Source organism: Agrobacterium sp. GW821-FHT14E08, assembly GCF_058803865.1.
This window is the reverse complement of sequence record NZ_JBXAPJ010000003.1, coordinates 665,371-680,939: the sequence shown is the minus strand read 5'-3', so window position 1 is coordinate 680,939 and position 15,569 is coordinate 665,371. Positions and strand designations below refer to the sequence as shown.

The 15,569-nt window shown below is 61.2% G+C and carries 15 protein-coding genes; 10 read left to right on the top strand and 5 right to left on the bottom strand.

Going from position 1 to position 15,569, the window contains the following annotated elements:
* Positions 1 to 62: 62 nt before the first annotated feature.
* Genes AC1ROR_RS15820 through thiD form a run of 5 tightly spaced genes read left to right on the top strand, consistent with a single transcriptional unit; the run spans position 63 to position 3,975 of the window.
* Entirely contained in the window at positions 63 to 848 is a 786-nt protein-coding gene (locus AC1ROR_RS15820; RefSeq protein ID WP_269832158.1) for an ABC transporter permease, read from the top strand.
* Positions 845 to 1,795 (top strand): ABC transporter substrate-binding protein, encoded by a 951-nt coding sequence (locus AC1ROR_RS15815; RefSeq protein ID WP_498589974.1) that lies wholly within the window; start codon positions 845 to 847, stop codon positions 1,793 to 1,795. The genes AC1ROR_RS15820 and AC1ROR_RS15815 overlap by 4 nt, the downstream gene beginning before the upstream one ends.
* On the top strand, positions 1,792 to 2,532 hold the full coding sequence (locus tag AC1ROR_RS15810; protein WP_498589973.1) for a hydroxyethylthiazole kinase: 741 nt from the start codon (positions 1,792 to 1,794) through the stop codon (positions 2,530 to 2,532). Before AC1ROR_RS15815 ends, AC1ROR_RS15810 begins: the two co-directional genes overlap by 4 nt.
* Complete coding sequence (gene thiE, locus AC1ROR_RS15805; protein WP_498589972.1) at positions 2,519 to 3,181, top strand: thiamine phosphate synthase; 663 nt, start codon at positions 2,519 to 2,521, stop codon at positions 3,179 to 3,181. The genes AC1ROR_RS15810 and thiE overlap by 14 nt, the downstream gene beginning before the upstream one ends.
* A complete protein-coding gene (gene thiD / locus AC1ROR_RS15800) occupies positions 3,178 to 3,975 on the top strand; it encodes a bifunctional hydroxymethylpyrimidine kinase/phosphomethylpyrimidine kinase (protein WP_498589971.1) in 798 nt (265 codons plus the stop codon). The genes thiE and thiD overlap by 4 nt, the downstream gene beginning before the upstream one ends.
* A gap of 220 nt (positions 3,976 to 4,195) precedes the next feature.
* Here the strand turns inward: thiD and AC1ROR_RS15795 are convergent, their stop codons facing one another.
* Positions 4,196 to 4,654 (bottom strand): Lrp/AsnC family transcriptional regulator, encoded by a 459-nt coding sequence (locus tag AC1ROR_RS15795; RefSeq protein ID WP_003500727.1) that lies wholly within the window; start codon positions 4,652 to 4,654, stop codon positions 4,196 to 4,198.
* 127 nt (positions 4,655 to 4,781) lie between these two features.
* Between AC1ROR_RS15795 and alr the strand changes: the two genes are divergently transcribed.
* Positions 4,782 to 5,948, top strand: coding sequence for an alanine racemase (alr, locus tag AC1ROR_RS15790; RefSeq protein ID WP_498589970.1), 1,167 nt, complete (start codon positions 4,782 to 4,784; stop codon positions 5,946 to 5,948).
* A 7-nt stretch (positions 5,949 to 5,955) separates the two neighbouring features.
* On the top strand, positions 5,956 to 7,212 hold the full coding sequence (locus tag AC1ROR_RS15785) for a D-amino acid dehydrogenase (RefSeq protein ID WP_498589969.1): 1,257 nt from the start codon (positions 5,956 to 5,958) through the stop codon (positions 7,210 to 7,212).
* Positions 7,213 to 7,261: 49 nt separating this feature from the next.
* On the opposite strand, the gene AC1ROR_RS15780 is transcribed toward AC1ROR_RS15785, so the two are convergent.
* The gene (locus tag AC1ROR_RS15780; protein WP_035220875.1) at positions 7,262 to 7,972 is read right to left on the bottom strand and encodes a GntR family transcriptional regulator; all 711 of its coding nucleotides are present in this window, start codon (positions 7,970 to 7,972) and stop codon (positions 7,262 to 7,264) included.
* A 179-nt stretch (positions 7,973 to 8,151) separates the two neighbouring features.
* Here AC1ROR_RS15780 and AC1ROR_RS15775 point away from each other — a divergent pair, with 179 nt between their 5' ends.
* Positions 8,152 to 8,628 carry a BA14K family protein gene (locus tag AC1ROR_RS15775; RefSeq protein ID WP_035220876.1) on the top strand — a complete coding sequence of 159 codons (477 nt, stop codon included), beginning with the start codon at positions 8,152 to 8,154 and terminating at the stop codon, positions 8,626 to 8,628.
* Between the two features lie 80 nt (positions 8,629 to 8,708).
* Here the strand turns inward: AC1ROR_RS15775 and AC1ROR_RS15770 are convergent, their stop codons facing one another.
* Together AC1ROR_RS15770 and AC1ROR_RS15765 are read right to left on the bottom strand one after the other, a co-directional pair.
* On the bottom strand, positions 8,709 to 10,073 hold the full coding sequence (locus tag AC1ROR_RS15770; protein WP_498589968.1) for a sigma-54-dependent transcriptional regulator: 1,365 nt from the start codon (positions 10,071 to 10,073) through the stop codon (positions 8,709 to 8,711).
* 1 nt (position 10,074) lies between these two features.
* Positions 10,075 to 11,916: a sensor histidine kinase gene (locus tag AC1ROR_RS15765; protein WP_498589967.1), complete on the bottom strand. Its 1,842-nt coding sequence runs from the start codon at positions 11,914 to 11,916 to the stop codon at positions 10,075 to 10,077.
* 236 nt (positions 11,917 to 12,152) lie between these two features.
* Between AC1ROR_RS15765 and AC1ROR_RS15760 the strand changes: the two genes are divergently transcribed.
* Both AC1ROR_RS15760 and AC1ROR_RS15755 read left to right on the top strand, forming a co-directional pair.
* Entirely contained in the window at positions 12,153 to 13,499 is a 1,347-nt protein-coding gene (locus AC1ROR_RS15760; protein WP_035220882.1) for a dicarboxylate/amino acid:cation symporter, read from the top strand.
* A 190-nt stretch (positions 13,500 to 13,689) separates the two neighbouring features.
* Complete coding sequence (locus AC1ROR_RS15755) at positions 13,690 to 14,127, top strand: EamA family transporter (RefSeq protein WP_498589966.1); 438 nt, start codon at positions 13,690 to 13,692, stop codon at positions 14,125 to 14,127.
* 55 nt (positions 14,128 to 14,182) lie between these two features.
* Here AC1ROR_RS15755 and AC1ROR_RS15750 read toward each other — a convergent pair whose 3' ends face one another.
* The gene (locus AC1ROR_RS15750; protein ID WP_498589965.1) at positions 14,183 to 15,535 is read right to left on the bottom strand and encodes an aspartate aminotransferase family protein; all 1,353 of its coding nucleotides are present in this window, start codon (positions 15,533 to 15,535) and stop codon (positions 14,183 to 14,185) included.
* Between the last annotated feature and the right edge of the window lie 34 nt (positions 15,536 to 15,569).

Here is a 15,569-nt window from a genome sequence, read left to right as displayed (position 1 = left end):
AATGATGATGCTGAAACCTTCCGCCCTTCGCACACGGTGCGTCTGCGTCTGAGGTCCGGCTCATGCGTGCCACCCATGCGCTGAACGGTGTCGGCCTTCTGCTGGTTTTCTGGCAGGCGGGAACGTGGCTGTTTTCGCCGCCCCGCTATATCCTGCCATCGCCCGCCGATGTTGCCGGCGCTTTCTGGCGCCAGCCGGGCTTCCTGTTCGGGCAGGCACTGGTAACGCTTGGTGAAATGGCGCTCGGGCTTGCGGCGGGCATCGCCGCCGGCATTCTCGTCGCTTTCACGATTGCCGCCATCCCGCGCCTCGGCCGCCTTGTCTGGCCGATGGTGCTGGTGTTGCAGGCCTTTCCGGTCTTCGTGCTGGCCCCCATCCTCGTCCTCTGGTTCGGTTTCGGCATGGCCTCGAAAGTGGTCATGACGGCGATCATCATCTTCTTCCCCGTTGCCTCCTCTTTCACGGATGGCCTCAACCGCACCGATCGCGCCATCCTCGACGCCGCCTCGCTGACTGAAGCGAGCCACTGGCAGATCCTCACGAGGTTGCGCGTGCCGCTGGCGCTGCCATCGCTCATTTCCGGCCTGAGGGTGGCGGCGCCGCTCGCCCCGCTTGGCGCCGTCATCGGCGAATGGGTGGGCGCATCGGCCGGGCTCGGGTTTGTGATGATCCAGTCCAATGCCCGCATGCAGACCGACACCATGTTCGCCGCGATGGTCATTCTCGCCATCATGGCGGTGCTGCTGCGGCTCATCGTCGACCGGGCGACCGCCAATCTGGCCCCCTGGGCCAAGGAAACAGAACACACCATTCCTTTCAGATCTTTACGGAGACTTTCGGCACCATGAAACGAACTCTTCTTTCCCTCGTCGTCGCGGCAGCAAGCGTGCTTTCACCGATGCAATCGCATGCGGCAGACAAGCTGACCGTGTTGCTCGAATGGTTCGTGAACCCCGATCATGCGCCGATGGTGATCGCCAAGGAACGCGGCCTGTTTGCCGATGCGGGGCTCGAGGTGGAACTGGTTCCGCCCGCAGACCCCTCCGCCGTGCCGCGTCTCGTCTCGGCGAAACAGGCCGATATCGGCGTGCACTACCAGCCGAACCTCTATCTCGATCACGATGCCGGTCTGCCGCTTGTGCGTTTCGGCACGCTGGTCGAAACCCCGCTCAACACTGTCACCGTTCTGGCCGATGGCCCGATCAAGAGCCTAAAGGACCTGAAGGGCAAGAAGGTCGGCTTTTCCGTTTCCGGCTTCGAGGATGCCATGCTGAAACGCATGCTGGAAAAGGACGGCCTGACGAAGGATGATGTCGAACTCATCAACGTCAATTTCTCGCTCTCGCCGTCGCTGATCGCCGGTAAGGTCGATGCAACGCTCGGCGGCTTCCGCAATTTCGAGCTGACGCAGATGAAGCTCGAGGGACATGACGGCCGCTCCTTCTTCCCGGAGGAACACGGCGTGCCGGCCTATGACGAGCTGATCTTCGTCACGCACCGCGATCTCGCAAAGGACAGCCGCCTGCCGCGTTTCCTCTCCGCCGTGGAACAGGCCGCAATCTTCATTACCAATCATCCTCAGGAATCCTGGCAGCTTTTCATCAAGGCCTATCCGAATCTTGACGATGCGCTGAACAAGCAGGCTTTCTTCGACACGCTGCCGCGTTTCGCCAAACGCCCGGCCGCACTCGACCGCGCGCGCTACGCCCGTTTCGGCGCTTTCATGCAGGAGATGCAGCTCATCAAGCAGGCGCCGGCGGCGGACGACATCGCCGTGGAGCTGCAGCAGCCATGACCACGACTTTTCCGACAGCGGCAAAGGCCGCCGAGATTCTGGAGCGGGTGCGGCAAACGCGCCCGCGCGTGCATTGCCTGATGAACACCGTGGTGCAGAAATTCACCGCGGATGGCATCACTGTCGTTGGCGGTATTCCTTCCATGACCACCTCGCTCGAGGAAATCGAGAGCTTCGTCACCAAGGCGGATGCGCTGACCGTCAATCTCGGCACACTGGATGCCGAGCGGCGCAAGGTCATCCGGCTGGCGATCGAAATCGCCAATGCATCCGGCAAGCCATGGATCGTCGACCCCGTGCATTGCGATTATTCGCCGTCGCGGCTGGAATTCGCGCGCGAACTGATTGCACTTTCCCCGACGATCGTGCGTGGCAATCACGCCGAGATGAGCCTGATCGGCGATGTGCCTGGCGTGGTGAGGATCGAGACCGGGCCTGTGGATCATCTCGGTGACACGACCCGCAGCGTCAGGATCGTCAACGGTCATCCGTGGATGGCGAAGGTGACCGGAACGGGGTGCCTTTCGGGCGGCGTCATCGCCGCCTTCATGGCGGTGGAAAAGGACGCACTGACGGCGGCCGCCTCCGCCCTTGCCGTCACCGGCGTTTCCGCCGAACTCGCAGCCAAGCACGCCAGAGGCCCCGGCACCTTCGAACCGGCGTTTCTGGATGCGCTTTCCGAAATTTCCGGTGAGGAGATCACAAATCACGCGAGGATAGAGCATGAACAAGGTTGATTACCGCCTCAACGCGCTGGTCGATGCGAGCCTTGGCGATGTCGCGCCGCTGCCGGAGCTTGCTCTCGCCGCCGCGCTGAACGGCGCGACCATTCTGCAATATCGCGACAAGCACGGCTCGACGCGCGAGATGATCGAAAACGCCCGCGCCATTCATGAGGCCATCGCCGGCACCGGCGTACCGCTGGTCATCAACGACCGGGTGGATGTAGCCCTCGCCTCGGGCACTGATGGGGTGCATCTCGGCGCCGACGACATGGACGCCAAAACCGCAAGGCGCATTCTCGGCGAAAAGGCGATCATCGGCCTCACCGTCAAGAACCGTTCCGATGCCGAACGGGCGGCCTCCATGCCCGTCGACTATGCCTGCATCGGCGGCGTGTTCAAAACCGTTTCGAAGGTCAATCCGGACAAGCCGGTCGGTATCGACGGTTTTACCACGCTGCGCGCCCTGCTGAAGGAGTGGAAGCCGGATATGCCGGTCGGCGCTATCGCCGGCATCGATCTTGCCCGCGTGCCTTCAGTCATTGCCGCCGGCGCGGATGGTGTGGCGGTCATTTCCGCCATTTTCCGCGCGGGGGATATTGCCAGCGCAGCCAAGGACTTCCGCTCCAAAATTGACGCGGCGCTGAAAGCGAGACAGCCATGACATCAATTGCATTGACCATTGCCGGTTCCGACAGCGGCGGCGGCGCGGGCATCCAGGCAGACATCAAGACCTTCTCCGCACTCGGCGCCTATGCCGCCAGCGTCATCACCGCCATCACCGCCCAGAACACCAAAGGCGTGACTGCGGTGGAGGATATTTCAGTCGCCACCATTATCGCGCAGATGGATGCGGTATTCTCCGATCTCGCCGTCAATGCGGTGAAGATCGGCATGGTCTCGCGGATCGAAACCATCGCCGCCATCGCGGAACGGCTTCGGCGGCAATCGCAGCCGGTGGTATTGGACCCGGTCATGGTCGCGACCTCCGGTGACAGACTGCTGCATGAAGACGCCATCGAGACATTGCGGCGCGACTTGCTGCCGCTCGCGACCATCGTTACGCCGAATCTGCCGGAAGCGGCGCTGCTGACCGGGACTTCGATGGCAAAGACGGAGACGGAGATCGCCCGCCAGGCTGAGTTGATCCTGAAGGCGGGCGCAAAAGCCGTGCTCATCAAGGGCGGCCATGGCGACGGGCCTGAGAGCACGGATTACCTGTTTGCGGACGGCGCCATGCAGGCGCTTTCCGCGCCGAGGGTAGGAACGAAGAACGACCACGGCACAGGCTGCACATTGGCGGCGGCGATTACGGCTCATCTTGCAAAGGGTTGTGAGTTGCGGGAGGCGGTGGGGCTTTCGAAGGAGTATCTGAATGGAGCGCTCGATGCCGGACGAGGCCTTGCCGTCGGGCATGGGCGGGGGCCGGTGCATCATTTTTATCGGTGGTGGGGGTGACGACGAGAGGGCAGAGTTTGCCGCTTTACCCCCCTCTGTCCTGCCGGACATCTCCCCCTCAAGGGGGGAGATCGACAAGTGGCTTACTCACCCCATTCCAGTAAGCCGCGGTATCGATATTGAGACGGTTACGAGGGAACGAGCGGGCGCTCCATCCGATCTCCCCCCTTGAGGGGGAGATGTCCGGCAGGACAGAGGGGGGTAGCCGCGAACTCCGACGCTAGCGCGCCTTCGGCGTCGCCAGCACATTCCGGATCGCAAAACTTGAATGAATCCGCGAAACCCCCGGTAATTTCGACAGAATCTCCTTATGAATCCGCTCGAAATCCCCGGCACTTTCCGCCTCGCAGCGCAGGAAATAATCCGAACCGCCCGTCATCAGATAACATTCGCGGATTTCCGGATATCGTCGCACCGCATTTTCAAAACGGTTGAGAAAATCCTCCGTCTGGCGGTCGAGCGTGATCTGCACGATAACCGAAATCACCTCGCCGCCAGCAAGGCCGCTCGTCAGCGCCGTGTAACCGCGAATGATCCCTTCCCGCTCGAGAATATCGACCCGGCGAAGGCAGGCGGATGCGGAAAGCCCGACTTCTGCTGCCAGCTTCGCATTGCTGATACGGGCATTGAGCCGAAGCAGGCGGATGATGTGGCGGTCGGTCGCATCGAGTGACGACATAGAAGATTCCAATTGGCAAAAGAAAATTGCGTGGCTGCCAATTCTATCGCATTTTCTTCGAACAATCGCCAAGAAATTCGATAATCGTTGCAATACCCTCATGGGATAAAAATGAGGGTGAACGACCATGGACATGCAGATCAGCCGCCAGCAGGCCGCCGGTGGTGCAAGCGGCCATTTAACCATCGATCTCGGCGCATTGCGCGACAATTATCTGACCCTTGCGGCCATGGCGCCCGCATCGCAGACGGCAGCGGTCGTCAAGGCCGATGCATACGGTCTCGGCGCGGATATCGTCTCACAGGTCCTGTTCGAGGCGGGTTGCCGCAATTTCTTCGTTGCCCATATCGATGAAGCGTTGGCGTTGCGACTGCGGCTTTCGGCAGAAGCGCGGATTTTCGTCCTTAACGGTCTTCAGCCCGGCAATGAGACCTCCTGCTCCGCCATGGCCATCACCCCGGTTCTGAATTCGCTGGAGCAGATCGCCCAATGGTCGGCCCACGCCAAAAAGCTTGGCAAGACGCTCACCGCCGCCGTGCAGATCGATACCGGCATGTGCCGTCTCGGCCTTTCCCCTGCAGAGCTTGAAATCCTCGCCTCCCATCCGCAATTGCTCGATGGTATCGACATTGCCTTCGTCATGAGCCACCTCGCCTGCGCCGACGAACCGGACCATGCCTCCAATGCCGCGCAGCTTGCGGTGATGCGCAAAGCCGCCATTGCCTTTCCTGAAGCGCCCGTCTGCTTTTCGAATTCCGGCGGCATCTTTCTGGGTAATGATTACCACAACCACCTGCTGCGCCCTGGCATCGCGCTTTACGGCGGCGCACCCTCCGTTGCACGCCCCAACCCGATGAAGCCGGTCGTTCGCCTCGATCTCGCCGTCATCCAGACCCGCACCGTTCCGGCCGGTTCGCTGGTCGGTTACGGCGGCTCCTTCGAGGCGGCCAGTCCCACGCGTCTGGCAACCATCGCCGCCGGTTACGCTGACGGCCTGCCGCGTTCGCTCAGCAATCGCGGCGCGGCATGGTATAACGGCGTGCGCCTGCCGATTGCGGGCCGCGTTTCGATGGACAGCATCATTCTCGACATATCCGCCCTGCCCGAGGGAACATTGACCCAGGGCAGCCTTGTGCAGATGATCGGTCCGGACCAGACGCTGGAAGACATTGCCGAGGATGCCGGCACGATCGCCTATGAAATCCTGACCGGCCTCGGACGCCGCTATCGCCGTAGTTATATTCAGCCGGGAGAAACCCCGGCAGCCGCTTCAACATCAGTCAATCACAAGTGAGACGATCATGAACGTCACTATCCTCGGAGCCGGCGTTGTCGGCGTGACATCCGCCTGGTATCTGGCCAAAGCCGGACACAAGGTGACGGTGATCGACCGCCAGCCGGCCGCAGCGCTCGAAACCAGCTTCGCCAATGCGGGTGAAGTTTCCCCCGGCTATTCGTCGCCATGGGCAGCGCCCGGCATTCCGATGAAGGCGATGAAGTGGCTGTTCATGAAACACGCGCCGCTGATTATTCGCCCAACGGCCGATCCGGCCGCATGGCGCTGGATGAGCCAGATGCTGCGCAACTGCACCTCGGCGCGTTACGCCATCAACAAGAGCCGCATGGTGCGCGTTGCCGAATATAGCCGCGATTGCCTGATGGCGCTGCGCGAAGAAACCGGCATCGAATATGACCAGCGCATGCAGGGCACGCTGGAGGTGTTCCGCACCCAGAAGCAGTTCGACGCCATCGGCAAGGATGTCGACGTGCTGACGGCGGGCGGCGTGCCTTTCGAGATTCTCGACCGCGACGGCTGCGCCGCCATCGAGCCCGGTCTTTCTCCTTCGAAGGAGAAGATCGTCGGCGGCCTGCGCCTGCCCGGCGACGAGACCGGCGACTGCTTCATGTTCACCACCGAACTTGCCCGCATGGCCGAAGAGGCGGGCGTCACCTTCCTTTACGATACCGGCATCATGCGCCCCGTCGTCGAGGCAGGACGCGTCAAGGCTGTGGAGACCACCCGTGGGCTGGTGGAGGCTGATATTTTCGTGGCGGCACTCGGCAGCTATTCGCCGCAGTTCGTGCGCCAGCTTGGCCTTACCCTGCCGGTTTACCCGGTCAAGGGTTACTCCATCACGGTTCCGATCGTGAAAGAGGAGCGTGCACCCGTTTCCACGGTCATGGACGAAACGTTCAAGGTGGCGATTACCCGGCTGGGCTCACGCATCCGCGCCGGCGGCATGGCGGAAATCGCCGGTTTTAGCAAGGATTTGCCAGCAGCACGGCAGGAAACGCTGGCCCATTCGGTGGAAGACCTGTTCGGCGGCGCGGGCGACCAGACCCAGGCAAAATTCTGGTGCGGCCTGCGCCCGATGACGCCGGATGGCACGCCTGTCATCGGCGCCACGCGCTACAGCAATCTTTATCTCAATACCGGCCACGGCACGCTTGGCTGGACCATGTCCTGCGGCTCCGCCCGGGTGCTTGCCGATCTCATCAGCGGCAACAAGCCGGAGATCGACACGCACGATCTGGCGATCAGCCGTTACGCCGCCTGAGATCCGACAGGTCGCTTATCCCCGTCTGGAAGGCGGGGATGGCAGCCGCTCAAAGCGCCAACGCATCTTTCAGCGCCAGACCTTCCTTCATGCGAAGATCGAGATCGGCCTCGATGTGATCGAGATGCTGCAGCATCAGCGCACGGGCCTTTGCCGCATCCTTCGCCTCCAGTGCATCGAGCAGATCGGCATGGTCATTGTGGCCGCAGCTTGAAACACCCGAGCGGCCATAGAGCGCTATCACCAGTGACGAGCGGGCAACCAGCTCGTCCATGAATTTTTCGAGGATAGCATTGCCGGCAAGCGCAGCCAGCATCAGGTGGAAATCGCCGGATGCCTTGATTTCCGCGCGTCTGGCGGTCGGGCCGCGCTCATGCTGGTGGCGGCTTTCCTGCACCAGATGCTCTCTCAGCTGCTTTGCCGCTGCAGGCGTGATCTTTTCGATTGCGGCATCGAGAACGCCGGGCTCGATCAGCCGGCGCGAAGCAAAAACCTGCCGCGCTTCGTCCGGTGTGGGATTGGAGACGAAAGCGCCGCGATTGCGCTCGGCCTTGACCAGCCCTTCGTAAGCCAGCATCTGCAATGCCGCCCGCACCACGGTGCGGCTGACGTCGAACAGCGTTCCCACTTCCGATTCCGACAGCTTCGTTCCCGGTGCAAGCCGTCTGTCGACAATGGCGTCGCGCAGCGTATCTCGAATGGCCTGGGCACGGTCTTCGTGGGATGAATCGGAATTGACGGTTATATGGGCAAGGCTCATGGACGTGTCCTGTTTGAACTTGAGTTCTAGCGCGAAGCGCGGCCTGCGCAAACAGGAATTGCGAGCTGCCCCCAGCCCGCCACAATTCATTCAGCGCCCGTTCAGCAGACGGGCTATATTTCTTTAACCATCGAATTTGCAACTGGCAGCGCCCTGCCACCTGGATGGAAGAACACACCATGTCGTCCTTTGCAGCTAAAACCGTTCTGGCTGTCGCCGTCGCCGCCGCCACCATTGTGCCCTTCAACAGCGCCTCCGCCGGCGACTGGGACCGCCGCGACCGTCGCGATGCTGCCATTCTGGGTGGCGTGCTCGGTCTTGCCGCCGGTGTCGCCGTCGGCTCCGCGATGTCGCGTCCGGCGCCAGCCTACGATGAGCGCGTCTATGTCGATGAGCCGAGCTATGTCTATGAAGAGCCGGATTACCGTTATTACCGCGCAGCACCGCAGCCGGTTTACCGCCCCGCACCGGTCTATCGCGCCCAGCCGGTTTACGACAGCCGCCCGGTCTACAACCAGCGCCGCACCTATCGTACCATCGAGCCCTGGACCAACGCCTGGTACGACTATTGCTCGCAGCGTTACCGGAGCTTCAACACCCGCACCGGCACCTATACGGATTACGACGGCCAGCGCCATTTCTGCGTAGCAGGCTGATTGGGAACACGGTTATTACCGCTATTGTCAGGCCGCGGATGGAAACGTCCGCGGCTTTTCCATCCGCGCTTCGCGCCGTCTTACGCCGTGCCGCTTCTCACATAATCCGCCCGGTTGATGCCATGGCGTTGCAGCTTGTCGTAAAAGGTCTTGCGGGCAATGCCGAGCGTCGCGATCGTTTCCGCCACGTCGCCATTCGATTGTTCCAGCGTTTCGCGGATGATGCGCGCCTCGATCTCGTCCATGCGCTCCGGCAGGGTTCCGGAAGCGGGGATTGTGGATTGCAACGCGGGCGCGGTCGCCGTTTCCGTCTCCAACCCCAGCACCACCCTCTCGGCGAAATGCCCGAGTTCGCGCACATTGCCCGGCCAGTCGTGGTCGTTAAGGCGGCGGGAAATGCCGGCGCTGATCTGCGGCACCGGCATGTTGAAACGGTTGGCCGCCTTGGTGACGAAATGGGAAAACAAGAGCGGAATATCCGCCTTGCGTTCGCGCAGCGGCGGAATGGACAGCGTCACCACATTCAGCCTGTAATAGAGATCCTCACGAAACGTGCCGCGTTCGGCAGGATCGCCAAGATCGACCTTGGCCGCCGCCACCACGCGGATATCGACCGGGCGCTCCTCATTTGAACCAAGCGGCGAGACCTCGCGCATTTCCAGAACGCGCAGCATTTTCACCTGTACGGCAAGCGGCATGCTCTCGATTTCGTCCAGAAACAGCGTGCCGCCGCTGGAATGTTCGATGCGGCCCACGCGCTTTTTCTGTGCGCCGGTGAAAGCCCCCGGCTCATGGCCGAAAAGCTCGCTTTCGATCACCGTTTCCGGCAGCGCCCCGCAATTCAGCGCCACGAAATTGCCCTTTGAGCGTTTCTTGCTCCAGCGATGAAGCGCCGTTGCCACCACTTCCTTGCCGCTGCCCGTCTCGCCCGCCACCAGCACATCCACATCCGTATCGGCAATGTGCCGCAGCGTAGTTCGCAGGCGCTCCATGGCGGGCGTCTGGCCGATCAGTGGTAAATCATCCTCCGCCTGCCCCGCCGCCTGGCGAAGCGCCCGGTTTTCCAGCACGAGGCGGCGCTTTTCCAGCGCCCGGCGGGCGCTTTCCACCATGCGTTCGGCGGGAAAGGGCTTGGCGATGAAATCATAGGCGCCATTGTGAAGCGCATCGACCGCCATCGGCACATCGCCATGGCCGGTGATGAGAATGACCGGAAGATCGGCATCGATCTTGCGGACATGGTCGAAAAATTCGAGCCCGGTCATGCCGGGCATGCGTACATCAGTGATGACGACGCCGTCAAAATCCTCGTTCAGGGCCGCCAGCGCCTGCTCGGCACGGGAAAAGGAGGTGACCGGCAGTCCGTCGAGTTCCAGCGTCTGCACCATCGCCTTGCGCAGCTGGGAATCGTCGTCCACCAGGAATATGGTTCCATCCACCGTCATGTCATGCTCGCTTCAGATATACGGAAAAACACGTGCCCGCCGGGCCGCTCGCCACCTCGATACGCCCGCCATAGTCCGAAGCAATATCGTTTGATATGACGAGGCCAAGGCCAAGGCCGCTTTCCTTGGAGGTGTTGAAGGGTGAAAAAAGCTGCGCGCGGATGGCCTCTGGAATGCCCGTACCATTGTCACTGACGGAAAGCACGACCATGTCGCCTTCATCGCGCACGCGCACCTCCACGCGGGCGGCGTCAATTGCTTCAGTGGCTTCCAGCGCATTTTGCAGAAGATTGATGAGGATCTGCTCCAGCCGGATACGGCTGCCGAGCACCTTCAGCTCCTGATCCGGCAACACGATATCCAGCGCATCCATCTGGCCGGAAAAACGGCTGCGCAGCAGCATGACCGCACCTTCGATGACCAGTCTGACACTGACAGGCTCAGCAGCGGTGCGACCCTTGCGGGCCAATATCTTCAGGTCGCCGGTAATCGTGCCGATACGCTCGGTCAGCGCCGCGATGTTTTCGAGGTTTTCGATGGCCTCCGACATGCGGTCGCGTTTGAGCAGGGTGCGGGCATTGTCGGCAAAGGCGCGGATGGTCGCTACCGGCTGATTGATCTCATGCGCCACACCGGCCGCCACCTGCCCCAGAATGGAAAGGCGGTTGGCCTGCACCAATTCATGCTGCACGTTGCGCAACTCACCCGTGGTCTTTTCGTGCAGGGCGATTTCAGCCTGCAGATGGTCGCGGGTCTTCGTCAGGTCGCGGGTCCGCTCCTGCACCTTCATTTCCAGCTCGGTGCGGGCGCGCTGCTCCTCTTCCTTTTCCTTAAGCGCCTTGTGCCTGCGCCACAGCCACAGGGCCGAAAGCGCCATCAGCGGCATCAGCGTCGCCAGCGCCACCACCCGGCCCTCGCGGATGGCGGCATTCAGCGCCGGTGCGACGGGTTGCAGATAATGCAGCGTCCATGAGGTCGTCGGTACCGGCGTTTCCAGCCGCAAATAATCGCCGCGCTCGCGGCCGGGTTCGTCAACATGGATGAGTGGGGCACCATCCTGCGGCGACCGGGCCGCCCGGAATGGCAATAATGAAAGCGTCTCATTGCCGAATTGCAGGCTTTCGGAAATGGTTTTCCGCCGCGCCTCGTCAATGGGTGCGACGGTTTTGAAGCGCCATTCCGGTACGCTGGTCATCAGCACAACGCCGTTTCTATCCACCACATAGACCGGCTTGCCGCCAATATTCCAATCCGCCTCCAGACGGTTGAACTCGACCTTGGCGATGACGACACCGAGCGGCCGCCCGTCCGCGGCATCAATGCGGCGGGAGATGTAAAGACCCGGCCGGCGGCTGACATTGCCGAGCGCATAATGTTCGGACATGCCGGTATTCATCGCCGCCTGAAAATATTCGCGGAACGCATAATTGGAGCCGACGAAACTATCCGCCTGCCGCCAGTTGCTGGAAGCGATGGTCAATCCGGTCGGCCCGGTCACATAGATGACAGAGGATTGCGTGCCCTCGATCAGCCCTTCCAGCTTGCGGTTCAACCGGTCGAGGGCGGCAGGGCCACCGCCGTCCAGCGCCGCCGCAAGATCAGGATCACCCGACAGCACCAGCGGAATGGCGCGCGGCCTCTCCAGCGCGACATTCAGAAGGGCAATTTTCAGCTCTGCATCCGTGGAAGCCTCGGACGCGGCGGTACGCATCGCCTGGTTACGCGCGAATTCATCGGCCACCAGCAGGATACCCAGACTGACAAGCAGCCACAGGCCGGCCAACGCCAGCCATTGCGCCCGCCGCTTCGCCTGGGAATGAGGTGCCTGATCCTGATAAGTCATGCATTGATTGTGCGGATTTACACACAGACCGCAAGAGATTTTGTCCGGAATTCCGCACAAATGGCTGTGAGCCAGCGAAGTGCCAATTAAAACTACTTTTTAAATCAGTCAGTTACACCAAATAAGCAAGTCTGGCATGCGTATTGCACATGACTCCGCAATCGGCGCGAAGCCGTCAACGTCACGGCGAACCCGGGAGGCCAATAAAGGCAGGGTGAGGCCGAGGAGGAAAAAACATGATCGATACGACAGCCGTGGCCGCGGGCCACGCCAAACTGCCATTTTACAAGCACCTGTATTTCCAGGTTCTGGTGGCCATTATCGCCGGTATCGCGCTTGGCCATTTCTATCCTGCCTTCGGCGAAGAGCTGAAGCCACTGGGTGACGGCTTCATCCGTCTCGTCAAGATGATCATCGCTCCCGTCATCTTCCTCACCGTCGCAACCGGCATTGCCGGCATGAACGACATGAAGAAGGTGGGCCGCGTGGCCGGCAAGGCCATGATCTACTTCCTGGTCTTCTCCACGCTCGCGCTCATTGTCGGCCTCATCGTCGCCAACACCGTGCAGCCTGGCGCCGGCATGAACATCGATCCTTCCACGCTGGATGCCAAGGCCGTCGCGACCTACGCCGACAAGGCTCATGAGCAGACCATCACCGGCTTCCTGATGAACATCATCCCGACCACCATCGTCGGTGCATTCGCCAGCGGTGACATTCTGCAGGTACTGTTCTTCTCGGTTCTGTTCGGTATCGCGCTCGGCATCGTTGGTGAAAAGGGCAAGCCCGTCACCGATTTCATGCATGCCCTGATGTATCCGATCTTCAAGCTGGTCGCGATCCTGATGAAGGCCGCCCCCATCGGCGCTTTCGGCGCCATGGCGTTTACCATCGGCAAATACGGCATCTCGTCCGTCACCAACCTCGCAATGCTGATCGGCACCTTCTACGTCACGTCCTTCCTGTTCGTGTTCGTGGTTCTCGGCGCCGTCTGCCGTTATAACGGCTTCTCCATCGTCGCGCTTATCCGCTACATCAAGGAAGAACTGCTTCTGGTTCTCGGCACCTCGTCTTCCGAAGCCGCCCTGCCGGGCCTGATGAGCAAGATGGAAAAGGCCGGCTGCAAGCGCTCCGTCGTTGGCCTCGTCATCCCCACCGGTTATTCCTTCAACCTTGACGGAACCAACATCTACATGACGCTGGCGGCTCTGTTCATCGCGCAGGCGACCGGCATCCACCTGTCCTTCGGTGAACAGATCCTGCTGCTGCTGGTGGCCATGCTCTCCTCCAAGGGTGCTGCCGGCATCACCGGCGCGGGCTTCATCACGCTCGCCGCAACGCTCTCCGTCGTGCCTTCGGTTCCGGTCGCCGGCATGGCGCTGATCCTCGGCATCGACCGCTTCATGTCGGAATGCCGCGCCCTCACCAACTTCGTCGGCAATGCGGTCGCCACCATCGTCGTTGCCCGTTGGGAAGGCGAACTGGATCAGGACCAGCTTGCCCGCGTCCTGAGCGGCAAGGAAGAATTCACCGGTATCGCCGATGTGGATCAGCTTCCGGCTTCGGTTCAGCCCGCCGAATAATACGACCTCCCAAGGTCCGGCCTGTCCCGGTTTTCCGGGCAGGCTCTCGCATGAAGGCCGGCGCATCGGGATCGATGCTCCGGCCTTTCATCGTTCAAGCCTTCCCGCGCACTGAAAACGGTTTTTATAAGCTTTCCGATGCTGTAGAGCCGAATAGGAAGAACGAATGCGAAGAACGGAGTAGGCCCATATGAAGAACCTGTTTCTGGCCTGGCAATTCTGGGCGCTGTTATCGGCGGCTTTCGCGGCATTGACCGCGATTTTTGCGAAAGTCGGCATCGAAAATGTCAATTCCGATTTCGCCACCTTCATCCGCACCATCGTCATCCTCGCCGCCGCCGGCCTGATGGTTTATGTGACCGGCAACTGGCAGCAGCCCTCCACCCTTTCGGCACGGACGTGGATTTTTCTCGTGCTTTCGGGTCTGGCGACCGGCGCCTCGTGGATATGTTATTTCCGGGCGCTGAAAATCGGCGACGCCGCCCGCGTCGCCCCCATCGACAAGCTCAGCGTCGTCTTCGTCGCCGTCTTCGCGGTTCTGTTTCTGGGGGAACGGCTGTCGCTGCCCAACTGGCTGGGCGTAGTGCTGATCGCCTGCGGCGCGGTGCTTGTGGCATATCGCGGATAAGGCGGGCGAACAGCGCTGCCCGGCCGGATGAACGGCCGGGACATTCGCAAAGTCATCAGGTGCGTGCCGACGCAGCCTTGTCCAGACCACGCTTCACACCGGCAAACAGGTCATCGAGCTGCTCGGCGGTGATGATCAGCGGCGGGCAGAAGCAGATAGATTCGCCGATCGGGCGGGTGATCACACCCTCTTCCTCGATGGCAGCGGCGATGGCGAGCGTCGCATCGCCCGGCTTTGTGCCTTCCCATGGCTTTATCTCCAGCGCGCCGAGAAGACCGACACCGCGCGAGGAGTGCACCAGCGGGTGATCGGCAAGCGCCTTCAGATGATCGAGGAACCTGCCCTCCAGCCGGGCGACATTGCCGACCAGATCGCGCTCCTGAATGATCTTCAGGTTCTCCAGCCCTACGGCCGTCGCAACCGGGTGGCCGGAGGCGGTGTAACCATGGCCGAAGGAGCCGATGCGGTCGGACTCATCGGCGATCGGCTGGTAAAAATTATCATTCATGATGATCGCCGAAAGCGGCATGTAGGATGAGGATATCTGCTTGGAAACGACAAGCACATCCGGCTTGATGCCATAGGTCTCGCAGGCGAACATCTTGCCCGTGCGGCCAAAACCACAGATCACCTCGTCCACGACAAGCAGAATGTCGTATTTCTTCAGGATTGCCTGCACGCCTTCCCAATAACCTTCGGGTGGCAGAAGAACACCGCCGGCACCCATCACCGGCTCACCCCAGAAGGCTGCGATGGTTTCGGGACCTTCGCTGAGGATCAGGTCCTCCAGTTCTTTCAGGATGCGTGCGGTGAACTCCGCCTCGCTTTCGCCGTCCCTTCCGAAATGCACATAGGAGGGGCAGGCGGTATGCAGCATGCGGTCCAGCGGCAGGTCGAAGCTCTCGTGGTTGCGCGGCAGGCCGGTGATCGATGCGGAAGCAATCGTCACGCCATGATAGCCCTTGATGCGGCCAATGATCTTCTTCTTCTCCCTTTTGCCAAGCGCATTGGAGCGATACCACACCATCTTGGCGACAAGATCGTTGGCCTCGGACCCCGAAGAGGTGAAATGCACCTTCGACATCGGCACCGGCGAAAGCTCGATCAGCAACTCGGCAAGATCGACGGACGGGCCGTGCGTCTTGTAGGAGAAGGTGTGGTAATAGGGCAGCTTCTGCATCTGCTTTGTCGCCGCGTCCACCAGCCGCTGTTCGCCGAAACCGAGCGCCACCGACCACAGCCCCGCCATTGCCTCGATATAGCGCTTACCGCTGCTATCAGTCACATAGATACCGTCGCCGCTTTCGATCACCAGACCGCCGGTCTTCTCGAATTTGCGCAGGTTGACGTTCGGATGCATCTGGTAGGCGATATCGCGTGCCTCGACGGAATTCGGCAGAATGGTCATGGGTGAGGGCTCCGTTTCGGTTGGATGGGCTGAA

Excerpts from the sequence above, each read along its gene's own strand:
- thiE (WP_498589972.1), top strand. The coding sequence starts at position 2,519 with ATGAACAAGGTTGATTACCGCCTCAACGCGCTGGTCGATGCGAGCCTT.
- AC1ROR_RS15785 (WP_498589969.1), top strand. The coding sequence starts at position 5,956 with ATGAACGTCACTATCCTCGGAGCCGGCGTTGTCGGCGTGACATCCGCC.
- AC1ROR_RS15775 (WP_035220876.1), top strand. The coding sequence starts at position 8,152 with ATGTCGTCCTTTGCAGCTAAAACCGTTCTGGCTGTCGCCGTCGCCGCC.
- AC1ROR_RS15780 (WP_035220875.1), bottom strand. The coding sequence starts at position 7,972 with ATGAGCCTTGCCCATATAACCGTCAATTCCGATTCATCCCACGAAGAC.
- AC1ROR_RS15765 (WP_498589967.1), bottom strand. The coding sequence starts at position 11,916 with ATGACTTATCAGGATCAGGCACCTCATTCCCAGGCGAAGCGGCGGGCG.
- AC1ROR_RS15810 (WP_498589973.1), top strand. The coding sequence starts at position 1,792 with ATGACCACGACTTTTCCGACAGCGGCAAAGGCCGCCGAGATTCTGGAG.
- AC1ROR_RS15750 (WP_498589965.1), bottom strand. The coding sequence starts at position 15,535 with ATGACCATTCTGCCGAATTCCGTCGAGGCACGCGATATCGCCTACCAG.
- AC1ROR_RS15815 (WP_498589974.1), top strand. The coding sequence starts at position 845 with ATGAAACGAACTCTTCTTTCCCTCGTCGTCGCGGCAGCAAGCGTGCTT.
- AC1ROR_RS15795 (WP_003500727.1), bottom strand. The coding sequence starts at position 4,654 with ATGTCGTCACTCGATGCGACCGACCGCCACATCATCCGCCTGCTTCGG.
- alr (WP_498589970.1), top strand. The coding sequence starts at position 4,782 with ATGGACATGCAGATCAGCCGCCAGCAGGCCGCCGGTGGTGCAAGCGGC.
- AC1ROR_RS15755 (WP_498589966.1), top strand. The coding sequence starts at position 13,690 with ATGAAGAACCTGTTTCTGGCCTGGCAATTCTGGGCGCTGTTATCGGCG.
- AC1ROR_RS15760 (WP_035220882.1), top strand. The coding sequence starts at position 12,153 with ATGATCGATACGACAGCCGTGGCCGCGGGCCACGCCAAACTGCCATTT.
- AC1ROR_RS15770 (WP_498589968.1), bottom strand. The coding sequence starts at position 10,073 with ATGACGGTGGATGGAACCATATTCCTGGTGGACGACGATTCCCAGCTG.
- thiD (WP_498589971.1), top strand. The coding sequence starts at position 3,178 with ATGACATCAATTGCATTGACCATTGCCGGTTCCGACAGCGGCGGCGGC.
- AC1ROR_RS15820 (WP_269832158.1), top strand. The coding sequence starts at position 63 with ATGCGTGCCACCCATGCGCTGAACGGTGTCGGCCTTCTGCTGGTTTTC.